This is a genomic window from Rhizobium sp. 05L419 (assembly GCF_056397845.1).
In genome coordinates this window covers 81,893-95,822 of the sequence record NZ_JBFTOF010000008.1, presented here as the reverse complement: position 1 = coordinate 95,822, position 13,930 = coordinate 81,893, and the positions used below count along the sequence as shown (strand labels likewise).

The following is a 13,930-nucleotide window of genomic DNA, read 5'->3' as shown; positions in this document are numbered from 1 at the left end:
GATGATCCCGCAGGAGATCATCCGCCGCAAACGGGACGGGGATACGCTTTCCGCAGACGATATCCAAGCGTTCATATCGGCCCTTGCCGCGGGCAGGCTCTCCGAGGGCCAGATCGGTGCCTTTGCGATGGCGGTCTGGTTCAAAGGCATGACCCGCGACGAGACTGTCGCCCTGACATCCGCGATGGCACGCTCGGGCGCTATTCTGAGCTGGGCCGACATCGACCGTCCCATAGCCGACAAGCATTCGACGGGCGGCGTCGGCGACAACGTTTCGCTGATGCTCGCCCCGATCGCCGCTGCCTGTGGACTTGCCGTGCCGATGATTTCCGGACGCGGCCTTGGACATACCGGCGGGACGCTGGACAAGCTGGAATCCATTCCGGGCTATGTGATCACGCCTGACGCGACGCTCTTTCGCAGGGCGGTCAGGGACGTGGGCTGCGCTATCATCGGCCAGACCGGGGCGCTAGCCCCCGCCGACGGCAAGCTCTATGCGGTGCGCGATGTGACGGCGACGGTCGATTCCATTCCCCTGATCACTGCATCCATCCTTTCGAAGAAGCTTGCGGCTGGTCTTCAGACGCTGGTGCTCGACGTCAAGCTCGGCAACGGCGCCTTCATGTCCGAGCGCCGCGACGCCGAGGCGCTGGCACAATCGCTTGTCGACGTAGCCAACGGCGCTGGCGTGAAAACATCGGCCCTGATTACCGACATGAACCAGCCGCTGGCAGACGCCGCCGGCAACGTGCTGGAGATCCGCAACTGCCTCGATTTTCTGAAGGGACGGAAGGCTGGAACACGGCTCGAGACAGTGGTGCTCGCCTTTGCGGCTGAGATGCTCTCCAGTTCCGGGATCGTTGGCTCGCTTGACGAAGGCAAGGACAAGGCCATGCAGGCGCTATCGTCAGGCAAGGCGGCAGAGACTTTCGGGCGCATGGTGCATATGCTCGGCGGCCCCTCGGACCTTCTGGAGAGGCCCGATGCCTATCTCACCAATGCTCCGTGCGTTCGACCGGTGGCAGCTCGGCGGGCCGGGTGGCTCTCGTCCTGCGATGTCCGGGATATCGGGATGGGCGTCATCGACCTTGGCGGCGGACGGCGGCATCCGAGCGACCGGATCGATCATCGCGTCGGCTTCTCGGATCTTCTGCCCCTCGGCACGCGTGTCGAACGGGGCGACCGGATCGCCCTGGTGCACGCCGCCGACGATGCGCGTGCAGAGGCCGTCGCCGCAGCGCTTGGCGTCAACTACCGCATCAGCGACAGCACGCCTTCCCTGCCCGCCGTCATTTCGTGCCATCTCTGAGGGGTCACTGCTTCAGGCTAAGCGATCCATCCGCGACCGAGTAGGATGCGAGCTTCTGCAGGAAGCTCATGCCGACCAGCGTGGAGGAGAGAGCGTCGTCCTTCAGAACGAAGGCTTCCACGTCGCGAACACGGATGCCCCCGATCTCGACACGATCCAGCGTCACATGCGCCGCCTTGGTCTGTCCGTTCGCCGTATTCACGGCATAGCGAAAATCAAGCTGATTGGCCGTATAGCCAAGGCGTCTCGCCAGGCTTTCGTTCAGCGCCACATAGGTCGCGCCGGTGTCGATCATCCCCTGCACCGTCTTGCCGTTGATCTTGAAATCGCCGGTGTAGTGTCCCTGCGCATCTGCGCGAAGATGCATGGTTCCGCTGGTGGCACTGGCATTGGTCGCTTGCGCAGGTTCTATCGAGCCGGAAACAAGGTTTGCGGAAACGGGACCCTCTGGCCGGGTCCGGTCGGTTGCCAGGAAGGACGGGACCTGTGTGGCAAACACCGCAGCGATGCTTGCGAATATGACAGTACGCACGAGCATGGAAACAGAAATCCTTCCTGTATAAACCGCGCATCATGCGAGGCCATGTCTCTAGCAGCTACACCAAAATTGCTGACAAGTTGCTAAGACAGGAAAAGCAAACGGCCCGAGGTGCCGTCCCGGGCCATTTACCTGTTGATAAAGTCCGAATTATTTCGTGCCGTACATGCGGTCCCCGGCGTCGCCGAGGCCGGGAACAATGTAGCCCTTTTCGTTCAAGTGGCTATCGATCGAGGCCGTGAAAACGGGGACGTCGGGATGGGCTTCGCGGAAGTTCCTGATGCCCTCGGGAGCCGCCAGCAGGCAAAGGAAACGAATATTGTGCGCCCCGCGCTCCTTGAGTTTCTCGATCGCGGCGATGGACGAATTGCCGGTCGCCAGCATTGGATCGACGACGATGATCAGGCGCTCGGAAATATCTTCCGGCGCCTTGAAATAGTATTCGACCGGCTGCAGCGTATCGTGATCGCGATAGACGCCGATATGGGAAACGCGTGCCGAAGGCACCAGGTCGAGCATGCCTTCCAGCAGGCCGTTGCCGGCCCGCAGGATCGACGCGAATACCAGCTTCTTGCCTTCAAGGATCGGCGACTGCATCGTCTGCATCGGCGTCTCGATCGTTTCCATCGTCAACTCGAGATCGCGCGTCACTTCATAACAGAGCAGCGTGGAGATTTCGCGCAGCAGGCGGCGGAAGCTGCCGGTCGATGTTTCCTTGCGCCGCATGATGGTGAGTTTGTGCTGCACAAGCGGATGATCGATGACCGTAACGCCGTCCATGGCCGAGCCCTTTCTTTAGCTGTTCTTATCGGATGTTTCTTTCATGGAAATCGCCTCCGCCGCAAGAGCGGAGGGCAATTTGCAATGCTGATCCCCAGTCTCGACCGCCTAAAGGCGAGCAAGAAGCGCCTGGCGCGTCGCCTCGTCGACGAATGCCGCCTCGATGCCGGTGCGCGTCATCTCGTCGATCTCGGCATCGCTGAAAGCAAAGACGCCGGCAGCAAGCTCGTACTCGCGCTTGAGCGAGGTATGGAAAAACGGCGGATCATCCGAGCTGATCGTCACCCGCACGCCAGCTTCCTTCAGACGGCGCAGCGGATGGGACGGGAAATCAGGAAAGACACTCAGCGCGATGTTGGAACCGGGACAGACCTCCAGAACAGTCCCCTGGTCCGCAAGGCGCCTCACCAGGTCGGCGTCCTCGATGGCGCGCACGCCATGGCCAATACGTGCAGGGCGAACGACGTCGAGGGCGTCCGCCACGCTGAAGGCACCGCAGACTTCGCCTGCGTGAATGGTGAGGCCCAGGCCAGCGTCACGAGCAATATCAAAAGCCCTGCTGTAGTCGGCAACGCGGCCCATCCGCTCCTCGCCGGCAAGGTTGAAACCGGTGATCAGCGGGTTCTGCACCCTCGCTGCATACTCTGCTGCGCCGACCACGCTCTCCGGACCGAAATGGCGCTCCCCGGTGACGATCAGCCGCGCTTCGATCCCGCTGGCCGCCTTGGCGCGGCGAATGCCTTCGCAGACACCGGATATGTACGCATCTGCCCCCAGGCCGATGCGCTTCCCATGATCCGGCGAGACGATCAGCTCGCTGTATATGGTCCCGATACCAGCGAGCTCATCGAGATATGTTTCCGTCAGCAGCGCGTAGTCTTCCTCGGTCTTGTACACCTCGGAAATCTTGTCGTAGCATTGCAGGAAGCTTGCGAAATCATGCCAGACGTAGACCCCGTCATTGAGGTAGGCACTGATGTCCAGGTTGTACTTGCGGGCCTGTGCCACGGTGAGCGCCGCAGGTGCGGCACCCTCCAGATGGCAGTGCAGCTCCACCTTCTTCAAATGCGTCGTCATAAAAAACTTCTCCCGTGCGGCCCCGCGGGGATACGCAGATGCCGCGCAATCGTTTCGCCGATGTCGGCATAGGTGCGGCGAATCCCGATGTCACGCGAGCCAAGGCCGGGGCCGTAGGCAATGATCGGAACACGCTCACGCGTATGATCGGTGCCGCGCCACGTCGGATCACAGCCGTGATCGGCCGTCAAAATAACGAGATCGCCCGGTTTCAACTTGCCTCCGACCTCCGGCAGGCGGGCATCGAAAGCCTCGAGAGCTGCCGCATAGCCCGGCACATCGCGGCGGTGGCCATAGACCATATCGAAATCGACGAAATTGGTGAAAACAAGATCGCCGTCTTCCGCGGTATCCATAGCCTGCAGCGTGGCGTCCATCAGGGCCTGATTGCCGTTGGCCTTAATCACGCGCGATATACCCTGATGCGCAAAGATATCGCCGATCTTGCCGACCGCGTGGACCGAGCGCCCTTCCTTGACGAGGCGATCGAGCAGCGTGGGCTGAGGCGGAGGAACGGAGAAATCGCGACGATTTCCGGTGCGCTCGAACCTTGCCGGCGTTTCGCCCACGAACGGACGGGCGATCACACGGCCGATGTTCAGCGGGTCGAGCAGGGCGCGTGCAATCGTGCAGAACGTCATCAGCCTGTCGAGGCCGAAATGGGTCTCGTGCGCGGCAACCTGGAAGACGGAGTCAGATGACGTATAGCAGATCGGCTTGCCGGTGCGAATGTGCTCCGCGCCGTGGCGGGCGATGATATCCGTGCCGGAGGCGTGACAATTGCCGAGTATGCCGGGCACATCTGCGGCAGCGCACAGCGCTTCGACGAGCTCGGGCGGGAATGCGTCGCCCTCAGTCGGGAAATACCCCCAATCAAACGTCACGGGCGTGCCCGATATCTCCCAGTGACCGGAGGGCGTGTCCTTGCCGCGCGACACCTCGCTTGCGGAACCGAATATTGCGTAGAGTTTTTCCGGAACCGGCATTCCCAGGGGAAAACGGCCGGACGCCGCCTTTGCCAGGTGCAGAAGCCCGAGCGCGGACATATTCGGCAGTTGCAAGGGTCCTGCGCGCAATCCGTCCCGGTCGGCGGCGCCGGCAGCGCAGAATTCAGCAATATGCCCAAGCGTATCTGCGCCTTCGTCTCCATAGGTCGCGGCATCCGGCGCGCCGCCGACGCCAAAGGAGTCCAGAACGAAAAGGAAAGCACGCGGCATGTTTCACCCGGTAGACGCTGGACGACGTGCCACATCGCGGGCCGTCAAAACCCAAGGATTATAACGATGAAGGCCAATTGGCAAATGTCGCGACCGGCGGGCTTGATGTCAGCAATCGCTGCAAAGCACGTTGTCGCCCTGACGCTGGCGATAGAAATAGGTGCGGCTGATGGTCAGAGTGCTCTCGTTCGGCATCAGATTGGGCGCAAAAAGGAAGAGCTTGTAGGGCACGCTCAGCTCCGTGCGGACGAGGAATGAGCTGGCCTTCTTCAAATCGGGAGGAACAGTGACCGCAGAATTGGCTGTATAGGGCGCCGGTTTGCCCTGCTGCCATGACCACTTCACAGTCGGATTTGCCGATGCGTCGATGGCAATGCCTGTTATCTTCACCGTCAAGCCCGTCGTGCCGTAGGGCGCGAAGATGGCGGACGCTACGGACGGCATGTCATTGAGCCAGGCTTTGGTCACCGTCTGCTGCTGCGTCACAACGTCGGCGATCGCGGCGGACGAGCGGGCCGCGCGCTTGCTGATGCTGAGGCCGATGGTGATCTCGAAGGCACCCACGTACAGCATCACGAGAATCGGGAAGAGGATCGCAAACTCGATTGCGCCAACGCCCTCCCTGTCGCCCGCGAAGCGAAGGCAAAGTGCCCGAAGCCCTTTGAGCATATTCCGGGCGGCCATCACGGATACTGCTCGTTTTGGAATGCCGCCGTCGCGACAATCAGGAAATAAGCCGAGGAGCCGTCAGCCGGTTTGACATTGGTGATGTAGGGGCGGATCAAATCCGTCATGACCTGCCAGCGATAGTAGGCGCGAACCATGTTGATCGTGCCGGCGCCGCCCGGCGCATACTGGAAAGCCGACGTTTTGATATCGGCATCGGCCGCGGTCGAAACCCGGGGAATCGTGGTCGGAATGGCAGCAAACGTCGCGAACTTCTGAACATCGACATAGAGCTTGTTGGGCGTTGCAGCTTCCGTCGACGAGCATCTGATCAGAATGGATATCTCGCTGCAGAATGCCGTGCGAAAGGCCGTAAGGTTGGTATTTGCCAGAGTAATCTGGCCCGTTCGCATCCTGCGGCTCAGCGTATCCACCGCGTTGGACACAAGCTGTTCGCCGGCAAAGGCGATGAACGTCTCGATGATGGCGAAGATCACCATGAAGTAGGGAATCGCAAGCAACGCGAACTCAATTGCGGCTGTCCCGTCACGCGAGCGGGCGAAAGCGGCAAGTGGTCGTCGCCACGTGCGTCCACGCGGATCGACCATTTCCGCTGCTTGATCCGGTTCCATCATGGCCTGCATCCGAGACAGCTTCGATCACACACTTGTAAGCGGCGATCGTTGATTTTCCGTTTCAAGCCGGATCAAGAGTTTAACGAAGACGATTCGCCAAGCGTTTCAGGGGCCGGTCGCCGCTGCTGCCGTGGTATCGCTGTGCTGCTCGCAGTTCGGCGTGCAGGACAGGACCGTGCGCTCCGTCTGGCGAAACACCCGGACGGTGTTGGCTTCGTCGATCGACACGAGAATGCTTTGGTCGAGGATGGCATTGCCGTCGGCATCGAGCAGGACAAGATTGGTGCTGCCGAAGCTTCGGCCTGTCAGCACGATCGTCTTAGCGTCTGCAACAGTCGCATCCGCAACCTTGGCATTGCCGACGATGACCTTGCTCACCGGCCGGTCGAGCTTCAACACGCGCGCCTGATCCATATAGACCCGCAGCATGTCCTGTTGCTGGGCGAAGGCGGATTCGCAAATGCCGAGGGCGGCAAGAATGCCGGCGAGGAATATCCTTTTGCCGCTCGAAGACATTGGCTCTCTTTCACGATCTCAACGGAACTTGCCGACAGCATGAGAAAAAATGGTGAACGAAGCTTTAATCACCCGCCGATTCGTCAGCGAATTGGCCTCGATCCATATAAGCGGCAGGATCACCAGCCTTTCGACACAAAGCAACCCTTTGTACTGATCGCCAAGCATCAGGGCCGCTTTTTCCGACAATGAACGGTGCAATTACTTAAATTTTTACGGTGTTTCGAAAACAGATACTTACTATTCCCAATCACTTTGCCGCGTTCACAGATCGGTAACCCAATTCTTTAAGTTGATGGAAAGAGCGGTTCGCTAGGTTGGGGCAATCCGATCAACGGCAAACAGTTGGCGGACGTGCTGAACATCAACTGGAGTTAGGAGTTATCATGACCAAGCTTGTAAGCCGTTTTCTCAAGGACGAATCCGGCGCGACCGCAATTGAATACGGCCTGATTGCCGCGCTGATCTCCGTAGCGCTGATCACCGGCGCCGGCACACTCGGCAGCAAACTGAACGATGTCTTCACCGGCCTCGGCACCAAGATGACCACCGCAAATACGACTGCTAGCGGTTACTAAGAAGTCTGACATCCAATGACCAGGCGCAACATCGCACTTGGTCGGCAGCATAGGCCCACATGCTAACGCAGTGGGCCTTTTCGCCATATTCAAATCGGGTGACAAGAATGATCGCAGCCTCCGTCTTCGTGATCTTCCCGTTGTGCCTTGCCGTCGCGGCATTCTCCGATCTGTTTACGATGACGATCCCCAACCGGGCATCGATCATCCTTATCCTTTCCTTTTTTGCAATAGCGCCGTTTTTCGGGCTCCCGCTTCCCGAGATCGGTCTGCATCTCGGTGGGACTGCGGCGGTCTTCGTCGTCTGCTTCGTGCTCTTCGCGACGAATACCATGGGCGGCGGCGACGCAAAGCTGCTTACTGCCGCATCGCTGTGGTTCGGCTTCAACCAGTCTCTTGTCGAGTTCCTGGCCTATGTAGGCATCATGGGCGGCGCTGCGACCCTGGCCATTCTCATCATACGCGCGCAGGCAAACACCATTCTGGCCATCGGCCTGCCGATCCCCAGCTCTATTCTCCTTGCGAAGAAAATCCCGTACGGCATCGCGATCGCGATCGGCGGCTTCATGGCCTTCCCCTCGAGCCCGTTGTTCATGGCTGCGCTGCAGAGCCTGAAATAGAGGCAGGTTAAGCTTCCGTTAACCTAAGATGGAAGTCTTTCGTTAACTATAATTACACCAATTGCAGTCCATTCTCCGGATCGAATATCTCGAATCTCCGGGGAACGACCGATGAAACCCGCCCGCCTTTTGATACTTGGAGTGGCTGTCGTGGCGGCTGGCCTTGCCGGCGTGCTGGCGATGAGCCTTGCCGGCCGCGGCTCGGTCGTCACCCAGGTGCAGCAGGTGGTCGAGAAGGAAGCCTCGGTCAATGTGCTGGTCTCCAGCGCCAATCTGCCGGTGGGCGCCAGACTTGACGACAAGGCCGTGCACTGGATGGCCTGGCCGCAGAGCGGCGTCGTGCAGGGTTTCATCACGGAAACCGAGAAGCCGGACGCGGTGAAAGACATGCAGGGCGCCGTCGTCCGCCTTCCGATTTTCGAGGGCGAGCCTATCCGCGCGGAAAAGATCGCAGACTCCAACAGCCGCATCCTGTCCTCGCTCCTGCCGTCCGGAAAGCGAGCGGTTGCCACCGAGATCTCCGTCGCTACCGGCGCCGGCGGCTTTATCCTGCCGAATGACCGGGTCGACCTCATCATGGTCCGTAAGGCCAAGAGCGGCGACAAGTATCTGACCGAGACGGTGCTCAACAATGTGCGCGTCCTCGCAATCGACCAGCAGATTCAGGAAAAGGACGACGGGTCGAAGGCCGTCGTCGGCACGACGGCGACGCTGGAACTGACCCCCGACCAGACGAAGGTGCTCGCAGTCGCCCAGCAAATGGCAGACCGCCTTTCGCTGGCGCTTCGCTCGGTTGCCGATGCGCGCGAACAGGATACCAGCGCAGCAGACTACCTGCTCAGCGGCGACAACGGCAGCGCCCTCGTTCAGGTGATCAAGTCCGGCTCCATCGTCAGCGACACACCCGCCGCGAAGGCCGAGTAAAGGAAATGGAAATGGGCAATTCAAAGCGGCGCATGAAGCCCCTGGTGGCAGGCTGCCTGTCCTTTGCAATCGGCATCACGGGCATGGTACCCGACATCCTTGACGGAATCGGCGCAAGCAAGGCGCATGCGGAATCCGACGGCATGGTCAACATCACCCAGGCAGGCCCGGGCGCACATCGCAGCCTGAAACTCGGACTGAAGAAAGCGATCGTCGTCGACCTCCCGGTCGATGCGCACGACATTCTCGTTTCCGATCCCGCGATGGCCGACGCGGTGACCCGCTCTTCGCGGCGCATCTACCTTTTCGGCAAGCAGGTCGGGCAGACGAATATCTTCATCTTCGGCGCCGACGGCCAGCAGATCGTCAGCCTCGACATTGCCATAGAGCGAGACGTGGCGGGCCTCCAGAACAATCTGAGGCGCTTCATTCCCGACTCCAACATCAGCGTGGAAATCGTTTCGGACAATATCGTGCTCACAGGCATGGTGCGGACGCCGCAGGATGCGGCCCAGGCGGCAGACCTCGCGCAGGTGTTCCTCAAGGGCGGCGAAGCGACGACGCGCGAAAGAACGGTCAGCGGCTCCGGCGGCGACAATTCGGTTGCGCTCTTTGCGGAGGCCCGGCAGGAATCACAGGTCATCAACCTGCTGCAGATCGAGGGCGAGGATCAGGTCACGCTGAAGGTCACAATCGCAGAAGTGCGCCGCGAGATCCTGAAACAGCTTGGTTTTGACAATCTGGTTTCGAACTCGAAGGGCCTGACTGTTGCGCAATTGGGCGCGCCGAACGCCAGCGGCGCCGCGGCGACTATCGGCGGCGGCCTTGCGGCGCTCTTCAAAAGCTCCGTCGGCAAGTACGATATATCGACCTATCTGAGCGCGCTCGAGCAGGCGAAGGTGGTCAAGACGCTGGCCGAGCCAACCTTGACGGCCATTTCCGGCCAGGCCGCGACATTCAACTCAGGTGGTCAGGTGCTGTATTCGACGACCGATAATAACGGCAACGTCACGATCGTCCCGTACAATTACGGTATCAACCTCGCATTCAAGCCTGTTGTCCTGTCGTCCGGGCGCATCAGCCTGGAGATCAAGACGAACGTGTCGGAACCGGCGCCGTCGGTCTCCGGGGCCGCGCCGACCTACCAGCGGCGCTCCGCCGAAACGTCCGTCGAGCTTCCGTCCGGCGGCTCCATCGCGCTTGCCGGCCTGATCCGCGACAACGTCCTGCAGACCTCGAACGGCACCCCTGGGGTGAACAAGATCCCGTTGCTCGGCACGCTCTTCCGGCAGAGGACCGTGGAACGTGACGAGACGGAACTGGTGATCATAGCGACGCCGTATCTCGTCCGTCCGGTCGCCCGCAACCAGCTGAACCGGCCCGACGACAACTTCAGCCCTGAAGGCGACGCCTCGGCGTTCTTGCTCAATCGAGTCAACAAGGTCTACGGCGGTCGGCAAGTGCCGATCGCAGACACCCAGTTCCACGGCTCAATCGGGTTCATCTACAAATGAGCGAAGCGGGATCAGCAATGGCACAACATAGAGATCAGCCGATGGCTCACAAGAAGACGAGCACCCAGATGACCGTTCACCGGATGACCCGCAAGTCCAAGTCGCTGCTCGTCGTTGCAGCCGTGGCCGCTGCAATGCTGTCCGGCTGCGCGTCACGCGACGACCTGACGACCGGCGGCATTCCGGACGACTATCGCCAGCGTCACCCGATCGTCGTGACCGAAGCCGAGCAATCGATCGACATCCCCGTTGCCTCTACCGACCGTCGGCTCAACACCGCGCAACGCGACATGATCCGCGGCTTCGCCCAGAATTACGGATCGAGAGCGACCGGCCCGGTCTATCTTTTGACACCGGAGGGATCGCCGAACTCTGCAGCCGCGCGCCAGCTGCGCGGCCAGGTCCGAGCCGAACTCTCCGCACGCGGCATTGCAAGCTCCAAGATCGTCAACAGCTCCTATGCTGCCAACAGCGTCGGCGACGCGGCTCCGATCCGGCTGACGTTCGTCGGCACGACGGCGATGACGTCGCAATGCGGCCAGTGGCCGAAGGACATGATCAACGACTTCAACAATCAGAACTATTACAATTTCGGTTGCGCGACGCAGAACAATCTCGCCGCGCAGATTGCCAACCCCGAAGATCTGGTTGCCCCGCGCGGCATGACGCCGATCGATGCCGCGCGCCGAAACGCCGCCATCAAGGAGTATCGCGAGCGGACAAGCACGATCGAAGAAGTCAGCGGCAGCTCCAACTTCTGATCAAGGTAGGATTCACGATGGGTACGGTCGAATACGACATCAAGAACACCACCGAGCTCCGACACGCAGAAGAGGCGATGCGGATGGCGGAACTCGAGAACATGCGGCCACTGCCGCGCATCTCCGTGCACGCATTCTGCGAAAGCGAGGAGCTTCAGCGGGTTATGGAGCGCTGCGGCAACGACCGCCGGATGTCGAAGGTCGGCCTGCGGATTACAAGCGGCGGCATTGCGGCAGCCGCGAACATGTTCGCAAGCGCCCCCACGCCGAACCTGATCATTCTGGAGACCAAGGCGAACAGCAGCAGCCTGCTCAGCGAGCTGACACCGCTCGCCAGCGTTTGCGATCCTTCGACGAAGGTCGTCGTCATCGGCTATTACAACGACATCGCGCTCTACCGCGATCTGGTCCGCAACGGCATCTCCGAATACATGGTTCAGCCAGTCGCCATGCCCGATATCATGGGAGCGATGGCGACCATCTTCGTCGACCCGGATTCGGAACCGCTCGGTCGCAGCATTGCCTTCATCGGTGCGAAGGGCGGCGTGGGTTCCTCAACGATCGCGCACAACTGCGCCTTCGGCATTTCGCGCCTGTTTTCGACGGAAACAATTCTGGCAGACCTTGACCTGCCCTACGGTACGGCCAACATCGACTTCGATCAGGACCCGACGCAAGGAATTGCCGAGGCGGTCTATGCGCCCGAGCGCCTGGACGAAGTGTTTCTCGATCGCCTGCTGACCAAATGCTCTGAACATCTTTCGCTGCTCGCGGCGCCCTCGCTTCTCGACCGCGCCTATGATTTCGAGGGGCAGGCGTTCCAGCCCGTGCTCGACGTGCTGCAGCGGAGCGCGCCCGTCACTGTTCTCGACGTCCCGCATGCGTGGTCGGAGTGGACACGGTCCGTCCTTTCAAGCGTCGATGAAGTCGTCATTTGCGCGTCTCCCGATCTCGCCAACCTGCGCAACACCAAGAACATGATGGATGCACTGCGCAAGATACGGCCGAACGACAAGACACCCCATCTCATCCTCAATCAGGTCGGCATGCCCAAGCGGCCGGAAATCAGCCCGTCCGATTTCTGCGAGCCACTGGAAAGCGAACCGATCGCCATCATTCCGTTCGACAGCAACCTGTTCGGCACGGCGGCCAACAGCGGCCGCATGATCTCGGAGATGGATCCGAAATCGCCGACCGCCGAGACCTTCTCGCAGCTGTCGCATATCGTCACCGGCCGAATAGCCGTCAAGAAGGCGAAGAAGAGCGGCCTGCTCGGTCTGCTGAAGCGCAAATGACGCCCGCCAAGAGTGGATTGGAATAAGGCATGTTCGGAAAACGCGGAAACGACGGCTTTGGCAAGGCGGGTGGCACCATCGCGCCGCCTCAGCCTGCTGCACCGAACCCCTCGTCGCCGGCGGTTCTGGTCGAGCCCCAGCGTGAGCCGGCGCGCCATCAGGTCCCGCCGCCGCCCATGCAGACGCCGCAGCGCAAGCGTCCGGCCCGCACCGAGGAATACTACGACACCAAGGCACAGGTCTTTTCCGCGCTGATCGATACGATCGACCTCTCGCAGCTTGCCAAGCTCGACGGGGAAAGCGCGCGCGAAGAAATTCGCGACATCGTCAACGACATCATCACGATCAAGAACTTCGCGATGTCGATCTCCGAGCAGGAAGAGCTGCTGGACGACATTTGCAACGACGTGCTGGGCTACGGCCCCCTGGAGCCGCTGCTTGCGCGCGACGACATCGCCGACATCATGGTCAACGGCTCGGGCCGTACCTTCATCGAAGTCGGCGGCAAGACGATCGAATCAGAAGTCCGCTTCCGCGACAATTCCCAACTGCTGTCTATCTGTCAGCGCATCGTCAGCCAGGTCGGCCGTCGTGTCGATGAATCGAGCCCGATCTGCGACGCGCGCCTTCCCGACGGCTCGCGCGTCAACGTCATCGCGCCGCCGCTCGCCATCGACGGTCCAGCTCTTACCATCCGCAAGTTCAAGAAGGACAAGCTGACGCTCGACCAGCTCGTCCGCTTCGGTGCAATCACGCCCGAAGGGGCAACGCTGCTGCAGATTATCGGTCGCGTACGCTGCAACATCGTCATTTCGGGCGGTACCGGCTCCGGCAAGACGACGCTGCTGAACTGCCTTACCAACTATATCGACAGGGACGAGCGCGTCATCACTTGCGAGGACACGGCCGAACTGCAGCTGCAGCAGCCGCACGTCGTGCGGCTTGAAACGCGTCCGCCGAACATCGAAGGCGAAGGCGAGATCACCATGCGCGATCTCGTCAAGAACTGCCTGCGTATGCGTCCGGAACGGATCATCGTCGGCGAAGTGCGCGGACCGGAGGTCTTCGACCTGCTGCAGGCGATGAACACGGGTCACGACGGCTCGATGGGGACGATCCACTCGAATTCGCCGCGCGAATGCCTCAGCCGTATCGAGTCGATGATCGCGATGGGCGGTTTCACCCTGCCGGCAAAGACGGTGCGCGAGATCATTTCGGGTTCGGTCGACATCATTGTCCAGGCGGCGCGCCTGCGTGATGGCTCCCGTCGCATCACGCAGATCACCGAAGTGATCGGCATGGAAGGCGACGTGATCATCACCCAGGATCTGATGCGCTACGAAATCGAAGGCGAGGACGCATCCGGACGCCTGATCGGTCGCCACAAATCGACAGGTATCGGAAAGCCGCATTTCTGGGATCGTGCGCGCTACTTCAACGAGGACAAGCGCCTCGCGGCCGCGCTCGACGAGATGGAAGCGAAGTCGAAGGAATAAACAG

Annotated in this window: 15 protein-coding genes and 1 pseudogene; 8 read left to right on the top strand and 8 right to left on the bottom strand. The window is 60.8% G+C overall.

From position 1 onward, the window contains the following. The first annotated feature begins 1 nt into the window (after position 1). Positions 2 to 1,309 (top strand): thymidine phosphorylase, encoded by a 1,308-nt coding sequence (gene deoA, locus AC1DMK_RS13150; protein WP_477859542.1) that lies wholly within the window; start codon positions 2 to 4, stop codon positions 1,307 to 1,309. 4 nt (positions 1,310 to 1,313) lie between these two features. On the opposite strand, the pseudogene AC1DMK_RS13145 reads toward deoA, so the two are convergent. The 8 genes and pseudogenes from AC1DMK_RS13145 to AC1DMK_RS13110 form a co-directional block, all read right to left on the bottom strand. Continuing rightward, a pseudogene (locus AC1DMK_RS13145) lies at positions 1,314 to 1,884 on the bottom strand (TIGR02281 family clan AA aspartic protease). 113 nt (positions 1,885 to 1,997) lie between these two features. After that, positions 1,998 to 2,627 carry a uracil phosphoribosyltransferase gene (upp, locus tag AC1DMK_RS13140; protein ID WP_037062786.1) on the bottom strand — a complete coding sequence of 210 codons (630 nt, stop codon included), beginning with the start codon at positions 2,625 to 2,627 and terminating at the stop codon, positions 1,998 to 2,000. 108 nt (positions 2,628 to 2,735) lie between these two features. Then, positions 2,736 to 3,704, bottom strand: a complete 969-nt coding sequence (locus tag AC1DMK_RS13135; RefSeq protein ID WP_477859540.1) for an adenosine deaminase — start codon at positions 3,702 to 3,704, stop codon at positions 2,736 to 2,738. Further along, positions 3,701 to 4,921, bottom strand: a complete 1,221-nt coding sequence (locus AC1DMK_RS13130; RefSeq protein WP_477859538.1) for a phosphopentomutase — start codon at positions 4,919 to 4,921, stop codon at positions 3,701 to 3,703. Before AC1DMK_RS13130 ends, AC1DMK_RS13135 begins: the two co-directional genes overlap by 4 nt. A 108-nt stretch (positions 4,922 to 5,029) precedes the next feature. After that, positions 5,030 to 5,605 (bottom strand): TadE/TadG family type IV pilus assembly protein, encoded by a 576-nt coding sequence (locus tag AC1DMK_RS13125; protein WP_477859537.1) that lies wholly within the window; start codon positions 5,603 to 5,605, stop codon positions 5,030 to 5,032. Then, positions 5,605 to 6,195: a TadE/TadG family type IV pilus assembly protein gene (locus AC1DMK_RS13120; protein WP_477859677.1), complete on the bottom strand. Its 591-nt coding sequence runs from the start codon at positions 6,193 to 6,195 to the stop codon at positions 5,605 to 5,607. Before AC1DMK_RS13120 ends, AC1DMK_RS13125 begins: the two co-directional genes overlap by 1 nt. Positions 6,196 to 6,327: 132 nt before the next feature. Then, complete coding sequence (locus tag AC1DMK_RS13115) at positions 6,328 to 6,738, bottom strand: pilus assembly protein N-terminal domain-containing protein (RefSeq protein ID WP_477859535.1); 411 nt, start codon at positions 6,736 to 6,738, stop codon at positions 6,328 to 6,330. Positions 6,739 to 6,756: 18 nt separating this feature from the next. Continuing rightward, a complete protein-coding gene (locus tag AC1DMK_RS13110) occupies positions 6,757 to 6,906 on the bottom strand; it encodes a hypothetical protein (protein WP_477859533.1) in 150 nt (49 codons plus the stop codon). Positions 6,907 to 7,124: 218 nt separating this feature from the next. On the opposite strand from AC1DMK_RS13110, the gene AC1DMK_RS13105 reads away from it, so the two are divergent. From AC1DMK_RS13105 to AC1DMK_RS13075, 7 genes are all read left to right on the top strand, one after another. Continuing rightward, positions 7,125 to 7,316, top strand: a complete 192-nt coding sequence (locus AC1DMK_RS13105) for a Flp family type IVb pilin (RefSeq protein WP_477859531.1) — start codon at positions 7,125 to 7,127, stop codon at positions 7,314 to 7,316. A 107-nt stretch (positions 7,317 to 7,423) separates the two neighbouring features. Then, complete coding sequence (locus tag AC1DMK_RS13100) at positions 7,424 to 7,936, top strand: A24 family peptidase (RefSeq protein WP_477859529.1); 513 nt, start codon at positions 7,424 to 7,426, stop codon at positions 7,934 to 7,936. 111 nt (positions 7,937 to 8,047) lie between these two features. After that, complete coding sequence (cpaB, locus tag AC1DMK_RS13095) at positions 8,048 to 8,860, top strand: Flp pilus assembly protein CpaB (RefSeq protein WP_037062797.1); 813 nt, start codon at positions 8,048 to 8,050, stop codon at positions 8,858 to 8,860. A gap of 5 nt (positions 8,861 to 8,865) precedes the next feature. Further along, complete coding sequence (locus tag AC1DMK_RS13090; protein WP_477859526.1) at positions 8,866 to 10,374, top strand: type II and III secretion system protein family protein; 1,509 nt, start codon at positions 8,866 to 8,868, stop codon at positions 10,372 to 10,374. A 17-nt stretch (positions 10,375 to 10,391) separates the two neighbouring features. After that, on the top strand, positions 10,392 to 11,135 hold the full coding sequence (locus tag AC1DMK_RS13085; RefSeq protein WP_477859524.1) for a CpaD family pilus assembly protein: 744 nt from the start codon (positions 10,392 to 10,394) through the stop codon (positions 11,133 to 11,135). Between the two features lie 17 nt (positions 11,136 to 11,152). Next, entirely contained in the window at positions 11,153 to 12,430 is a 1,278-nt protein-coding gene (locus tag AC1DMK_RS13080; protein WP_477859522.1) for a CpaE/TadZ family protein, read from the top strand. Positions 12,431 to 12,459: 29 nt separating this feature from the next. After that, positions 12,460 to 13,926, top strand: a complete 1,467-nt coding sequence (locus AC1DMK_RS13075; RefSeq protein WP_477859520.1) for a CpaF family protein — start codon at positions 12,460 to 12,462, stop codon at positions 13,924 to 13,926. The last annotated feature ends 4 nt before the right edge of the window (positions 13,927 to 13,930 follow it).

What these genes read in the sequence shown, in the direction of transcription:
- deoA (WP_477859542.1), top strand. Translation starts at nt 2, where the DNA reads ATGATCCCGCAGGAGATCATCCGCCGCAAACGGGACGGGGATACGCTT.
- upp (WP_037062786.1), bottom strand. Translation starts at nt 2,627, where the DNA reads ATGGACGGCGTTACGGTCATCGATCATCCGCTTGTGCAGCACAAACTC.
- AC1DMK_RS13135 (WP_477859540.1), bottom strand. Translation starts at nt 3,704, where the DNA reads ATGACGACGCATTTGAAGAAGGTGGAGCTGCACTGCCATCTGGAGGGT.
- AC1DMK_RS13130 (WP_477859538.1), bottom strand. Translation starts at nt 4,921, where the DNA reads ATGCCGCGTGCTTTCCTTTTCGTTCTGGACTCCTTTGGCGTCGGCGGC.
- AC1DMK_RS13125 (WP_477859537.1), bottom strand. Translation starts at nt 5,605, where the DNA reads ATGGCCGCCCGGAATATGCTCAAAGGGCTTCGGGCACTTTGCCTTCGC.
- AC1DMK_RS13120 (WP_477859677.1), bottom strand. Translation starts at nt 6,195, where the DNA reads ATGGTCGATCCGCGTGGACGCACGTGGCGACGACCACTTGCCGCTTTC.
- AC1DMK_RS13115 (WP_477859535.1), bottom strand. Translation starts at nt 6,738, where the DNA reads ATGTCTTCGAGCGGCAAAAGGATATTCCTCGCCGGCATTCTTGCCGCC.
- AC1DMK_RS13110 (WP_477859533.1), bottom strand. Translation starts at nt 6,906, where the DNA reads ATGCTTGGCGATCAGTACAAAGGGTTGCTTTGTGTCGAAAGGCTGGTG.
- AC1DMK_RS13105 (WP_477859531.1), top strand. Translation starts at nt 7,125, where the DNA reads ATGACCAAGCTTGTAAGCCGTTTTCTCAAGGACGAATCCGGCGCGACC.
- AC1DMK_RS13100 (WP_477859529.1), top strand. Translation starts at nt 7,424, where the DNA reads ATGATCGCAGCCTCCGTCTTCGTGATCTTCCCGTTGTGCCTTGCCGTC.
- cpaB (WP_037062797.1), top strand. Translation starts at nt 8,048, where the DNA reads ATGAAACCCGCCCGCCTTTTGATACTTGGAGTGGCTGTCGTGGCGGCT.
- AC1DMK_RS13090 (WP_477859526.1), top strand. Translation starts at nt 8,866, where the DNA reads ATGGAAATGGGCAATTCAAAGCGGCGCATGAAGCCCCTGGTGGCAGGC.
- AC1DMK_RS13085 (WP_477859524.1), top strand. Translation starts at nt 10,392, where the DNA reads ATGGCACAACATAGAGATCAGCCGATGGCTCACAAGAAGACGAGCACC.
- AC1DMK_RS13080 (WP_477859522.1), top strand. Translation starts at nt 11,153, where the DNA reads ATGGGTACGGTCGAATACGACATCAAGAACACCACCGAGCTCCGACAC.
- AC1DMK_RS13075 (WP_477859520.1), top strand. Translation starts at nt 12,460, where the DNA reads ATGTTCGGAAAACGCGGAAACGACGGCTTTGGCAAGGCGGGTGGCACC.